The organism is Parasynechococcus sp., assembly GCF_042954245.1.
In the GTDB taxonomy this organism is placed as follows: Bacteria; Cyanobacteriota; Cyanobacteriia; order PCC-6307; family Cyanobiaceae; genus Parasynechococcus.
Map to the genome: position 1 here is coordinate 1 of NZ_JBGKDP010000223.1, position 5,144 is coordinate 5,144.

General features: G+C 59.7%; 3 protein-coding genes and 2 pseudogenes. 2 read left to right on the top strand and 3 right to left on the bottom strand.

The features are described from left to right. Positions 1–467 (top strand): annotated as a pseudogene (locus ACGVJ8_RS10120) (amidophosphoribosyltransferase); the annotation flags it as partial. On the opposite strand, the gene ACGVJ8_RS10125 reads toward ACGVJ8_RS10120, so the two are convergent. From ACGVJ8_RS10125 to queG, 3 genes are read right to left on the bottom strand one after another with little or no spacing between them, the layout of a single operon-like run. Then, on the bottom strand, positions 431–2,944 hold the full coding sequence (locus ACGVJ8_RS10125; RefSeq protein ID WP_392347756.1) for a DNA topoisomerase (ATP-hydrolyzing) subunit A: 2,514 nt from the start codon (positions 2,942–2,944) through the stop codon (positions 431–433). The pseudogene ACGVJ8_RS10120 and the gene ACGVJ8_RS10125 overlap by 37 nt on opposite strands. A gap of 45 nt (positions 2,945–2,989) precedes the next feature. Continuing rightward, positions 2,990–3,871 (bottom strand): tetratricopeptide repeat protein, encoded by an 882-nt coding sequence (locus ACGVJ8_RS10130; RefSeq protein WP_392347758.1) that lies wholly within the window; start codon positions 3,869–3,871, stop codon positions 2,990–2,992. A gap of 19 nt (positions 3,872–3,890) precedes the next feature. Further along, positions 3,891–4,856, bottom strand: coding sequence for a tRNA epoxyqueuosine(34) reductase QueG (gene queG, locus ACGVJ8_RS10135; RefSeq protein ID WP_392347760.1), 966 nt, complete (start codon positions 4,854–4,856; stop codon positions 3,891–3,893). 36 nt (positions 4,857–4,892) lie between these two features. Here queG and ACGVJ8_RS10140 point away from each other — a divergent pair. After that, positions 4,893–5,144, top strand: a pseudogene (locus ACGVJ8_RS10140) (hypothetical protein); the annotation flags it as partial.

A 5,144-nucleotide genomic window follows, 5' to 3' on the forward strand; every position in this document is an offset into this window, starting at 1 on the left:
ATGTTGGCCGCACTTTTATCATGCCGGGTCAAGCTGAAAGGAAGAAATCAGTGCGGCAGAAACTCAATGCTCTCGGCACTGAATTTGCCGGTAAGAATGTCCTGATTGTCGACGATTCGATTGTTCGTGGAACAACGTCCCGCGAGATTGTTCAGATGGCACGCAGCGCTGGTGCCAACAAGGTGACGTTCACATCGGCTGCTCCACCGGTTCGCTATCCCAATGTTTATGGGATCAACATGCCAACCCGGGCGGAACTCCTTGCCCACGGCCGAACCAGTGATCAGATTTCAGATGTTCTCGGTGCTGATCGTGTTGTTTATCAGACCGTTGAGAACTTGTTAGAAAGCATTGTGGAGAATACTGAGATCAAGGATCTCGAGATGTCTTGTTTTGATGGCCACTATGTGACCGGTGGAATCGACGAAGATTATTTCCAATGGTTGGAGCAGAATTGCCGCTCCTGATCGGGGCTTAGGGATTCGGTTGAATGGGCGCTGATCACTTCAACAATGGCCTCTCCGTTCTGAAGAGACGTCCCCTCCATCAATTTGTCTCCGGGTTTTGAGATGTTGATGTCTTCCAGATTCAAGCGTCCGTGACGATCCTTGCTGGTGTGCACACCGACAAGACCTGGTCCAGTGCTGATGCCCACCAGGCGATCAGATTCTGCATCAATCTGCACCGCCATGCTGCCGAGATCGCCCCGTTGGTTGTAGCGCAGGCCTGAACAGTCGATTCTCCCGATCAGTCCCTGCCTGCTCATCAGCATCAGTGGTGTCTGTTCCGTGCAGACGGCTCCGACGATCTGTTCCCCGGGGAACAAACGCATGGTCATGGGTCCCTGCGCCAATCGACCCATCAAAGGAAGTGAATCCTCAGTGACTCGCAGTCGCAGCAGGCGACCGATGTCGCTGATCAGTACCAGTGTTCCCTGATCGCGGCAGATCACTGCATTGTTGAGCTCGACGCCCTCTTTCAACTTGAGAACGCTGGTGGCCCGACCGGACAGGTCCACCACTTCGCTGAGGGCGAGCCGCTTAAAGCGTCCATCGCTGCTCAGCAAGCCCAGACTCAAGTCTTCGATGTTTTGGCTGGGCAGCGACAGCAGCGAAACGATGGGGTCTCCGTCGAGGCCTGTGGGCAGGAAACGGTCAATCGGGCCGGGTTGCTGTCCGGCAAATTCCCAGCGCACCTGGGCGATGCGTCCCCTCGCACTCACTGCCAGCAGTCGCGGTGGTGGTTCGATCGGCAGGATCACCCGTGCCGGAGACGGTGCATCACCAATGGGGCAAGGATCATTGAGGTGCAGTCGGCCCAGCACCTGGGGCGTGACGATTTTCACTTGTCCATCGGCCTGGATCAGCACTCGACCATCTCCGGGCAGTGCAGCCAGGGCTTGCTGACGCAGCAGTTCCGTGTTCGGTCGTTGGCTGGCTGCCCGTTCGGCTATCAGGGCATCACCGCCCTCCACCAGACGGGTTCGCCGCGGGGTACTGAAGCGTTTTTTCAACGTCTTGAGCTCTGTCACCATCGCGTCCAGCAGCTGATCCCGGTTATCCAGGAGCAATTTCAGGCGTTGGCGTTCTGCTCGAAGCTCGTCCAGCTCCTGGCGCAGGCTTTCCTGTTCGAGTCCGGTCAGACGCCTCAGGGGCATGGCCAACACCGCATCTGCCTGCCGTTCGCTGAGGTCGAGGCGCACCATCAGGCTGGCGCGGGCTGAGGCGGCGTCATTCGCCTCCTGAATCATGGCGATCACGGCCTGAAGACTGTTCAGGGCTGTGATCAGTCCTTCCACTACCTCAAGCCGGTCTTCGGTCTTGCGCAGGGCATGACTGGTGCGCCGGATCAGGGTCAGTTCCCTGAAATCGAGGAAGGTTTGCAGTAGTTGGCGCAGCGACAGCTGTTGGGGTTGTCCATCCACCAGGGCTAGCAGGATGGCTCCGAAGTTGCCCTGCAGTGCTGTTCGACGCTGCAGATCCTTCAGCACCTTCTCCGGATCTGCATCGCGGCGCAGCTCCACCACCACGCGCATGCCTTCGCGGTCGCTTTCGTCCCGGATGTCAGCGATTCCTCCGATTTTTCCGTCGTTGACGGATTCCGCCAATTTTTCAATCCAGCCGGCCTTGCTGAGCTGGTACGGCAGTTCCGTGACGACCACGGCGTTGCGTTTGTGGCGTCCTTTACCCGGTTGCACCTCTTCGGTGTGAGCAACACCGCGCATCGGAATGCTGCCGCGTCCATGTAGGTAGGTGTCCCGCAGGCCTGAACTGATCAGCACTTCACCGCCCGTGGGGAAGTCGGGCCCCGGGATCAGCTCCAGCAGTTTTTCGTCACTCAGCTCCGGCTTACGGATTAGGGCGATCAGGCCATCCACCACTTCTCCAAGATTGTGCGGAGGAATGCTGGTGGCCATGCCAACGGCGATGCCGGAGCAGCCGTTCAGCAGCAGGAAGGGAAGTTGGGCAGGAAGAACGGTGGGTTCCTGTTGGGACCCATCGAAGTTCGGTGCAAAATCAACCGTGTCTTCACCAATCTCCTCAAGCATCGCCTGGTGGGAGATCGGCGCCAGGCGGGTTTCGGTGTACCGCATGGCCGCCGGTGGATCGTCATCCACCGAGCCGAAATTGCCGTGGCCGTCGAGCAGTGGGTGACGGCTGGAGAAGCTCTGAACAAGCCGCACCAAGGCGTCGTAAACGGCCTGATCACCGTGAGGATGGTACTTGCCGAGGACGTCACCAACAACCCTTGCGCATTTCCGATAAGGACGGTCTGGGGTAAGCCCCAGTTCCTGCATGGCGTAGAGAATGCGCCGTTGGACGGGTTTGAGACCATCGCGGGCATCGGGCAACGCCCGACCCACGATCACGCTCATCGCGTATTCGAGGTAGGAACGCTGCATCTCCTGATGCAGGGCGATCGATTGAACGCGCTCCTCAGCCATTCGGTCTATTGCTCTCCGACCGGAAGGCACTCAGCCTACAGATGATCACTTGCTTTTCTTCCACGTTGCGTTGGCTTGGGCTCGTTCCACGCTGTTGGTGAGCTGCGGCTCGCTCAGCAATTGAGCCGTCGCCTCACGGATGCGCACACCCCAAAGCTGTTCGGCTTGATGTAGGGGCAGGACGTAGTTGGGGTTCTTGGCCAACGCTGTGGAAGCCAGCTGGATCGCCTCGCTCTGCTCACCCCGTTGATGCAGAGCTGCGGCTAGAGCCAGCATCGGTTCCGCGTTGGTCTCCAGCTTCAACACCCGGCGCCAACGCCGCACGGCTTCCTGACGCTGGCCCATCTCAAAAAGCACCAGGGCTTGGTTGTTCAGGGCTTCCCAGAATTCCGGCTTCAGAGCGGTGGCTTTTTCGAACGACTTCAGGGCCAGAGGGAGTGCGCCCTGCATGATCCTGGCGTTGCCGAGGTCGAAATAGGCCGAAGCGTTGTTCGGATCCAATTGGAGTCCGCGGGTAATTAAGGGAACGGCATCGTCAGGTCGCTCTGCCCGCAGGGCGATCGCTGCTTCGGCGAACCACAGGCCGGCTTTTTCAGGATTCAGCTGCTTGGCGCGGGCCAGAGACCGGCTTGCATCCTTGAGGTCGTTGTTGCGGAGTTGAGCCTCCGCCAGGATCGACCAGAACCGTTCGTCATTTGGGTTGAGCCGCACCGCCAGAGCTGCGAGTCGTGCTGCGTCCTTGGCTTGCCCCAGCTGAAGCAGCTGTGCAGCGGTCCGACCGATGCCGATCGATGAGCCCTTGAGCTCCTCTTCGGTGGGCAGATAGACATAGGGGATCAAGGCGTTGGCTGCTGGGGCGCCCAACCAACCCCCCAGAACGACCAGTGCAGCCGCCAGCGTTCGACGGAAGCCAATTCGACGCAGCACTGGAGCGAAGGTGGAGTCGCTAAATCGTAGGTGTGGGATTCGGTTGTGCTGCAGCGGCGTTGCGTCGCCACATCCAGGGTTTGATCCGGCGCAATGCCGACCCCCGCAGGTTTTGGTCCCAGACGCTGTCATCCCAGCTCTGGATCAGCTCCTTATGCAGATTCAGCAGCCATGGGCGTGGCTGCACCTCGGGATCACTGCTCTGGGGCAAGCTTCGATGGTTCCAGGGGCAGACGTCCTGGCAGATGTCACACCCCGCCACCCACGGTCCAAGGGCGGCGCGAATGTTCTCAGGTAGGTCGTCCTCACGGTTTTCGATCGTGTGAAAGGCCAGGCAACGCCTCGCATCCACCACAAAAGGTTCGCGGATCGCATGCGTGGGGCAGGCATCGATGCAGGCGCTGCAGCGTCCACAGAGGCTGCGGGCTGGTGGGTCGGCGTCCAAGAGCTCCGTTGTCAGCAGATGGCCGATCACCATCCACGAACCCCGTTCGGGGTGAATCAGATTGCTGTGCTTGCCGATCCAGCCCAGGCCGGCTTCTTCAGCCCAGGTCTTGTCCAGCAGCGGTGTGGTGTCAACACAGGCGCGCCAGCCGCAGTCGGGCCGTTGTTCCGCAAGCCAGCGACCGATCCGTCGCAGCCGTTGATCCACAACTCGGTGATAGTCTCGTCCCCAGCCGTAGCGGGCGACTTTGAGGGAGCCGGGGGAGGGTTGGGCGTCGACGTAATAGTTGAGGCCAACGGCGAGCACGCTGTTGGCTCCGTCCAACAGAAGCCTGGGGTCTCGCCGACGGGGGGCGGCCATCCAGGCCATGTCGGCTTGATAGTCATGGTCCAACCAGCGCTGTAGGGCTTTGGTGCGCAGCTGCAGCCGTGGACTTCCCGGGATTCTGGCAATGCCAACGGGATTGAACCCTTCCTTAGCAGCGCGGTGCTTTAGAGCCTCGCTTAAAAGAGTTTGTTGATCGGTGACATGCCCTTGCATCGACCTTAGGGTTGAGAGCTTATCAGCATCTTCTCTGTGACCGGCACTGAGACAGGACGGCTTGCTCCCTTGCTGCGCTGGCTTGGTTTGACTCTCGTGGTGATCCTCGTCCTACAGATGCTGGCTGTTCTTGTTGGTGTCGACTGGAGTGCGGATGCTCCACGCCTGCAGGTCACCGGACCGCTGGTGGCCCTTGCTCCTTTGGGATTTGCCGGTTTGTTGATCTGCCTGATCGGATCACGACTGGATCATCCCCATCAGCAGCGCACTCTTTTGCGTCTGCTGATC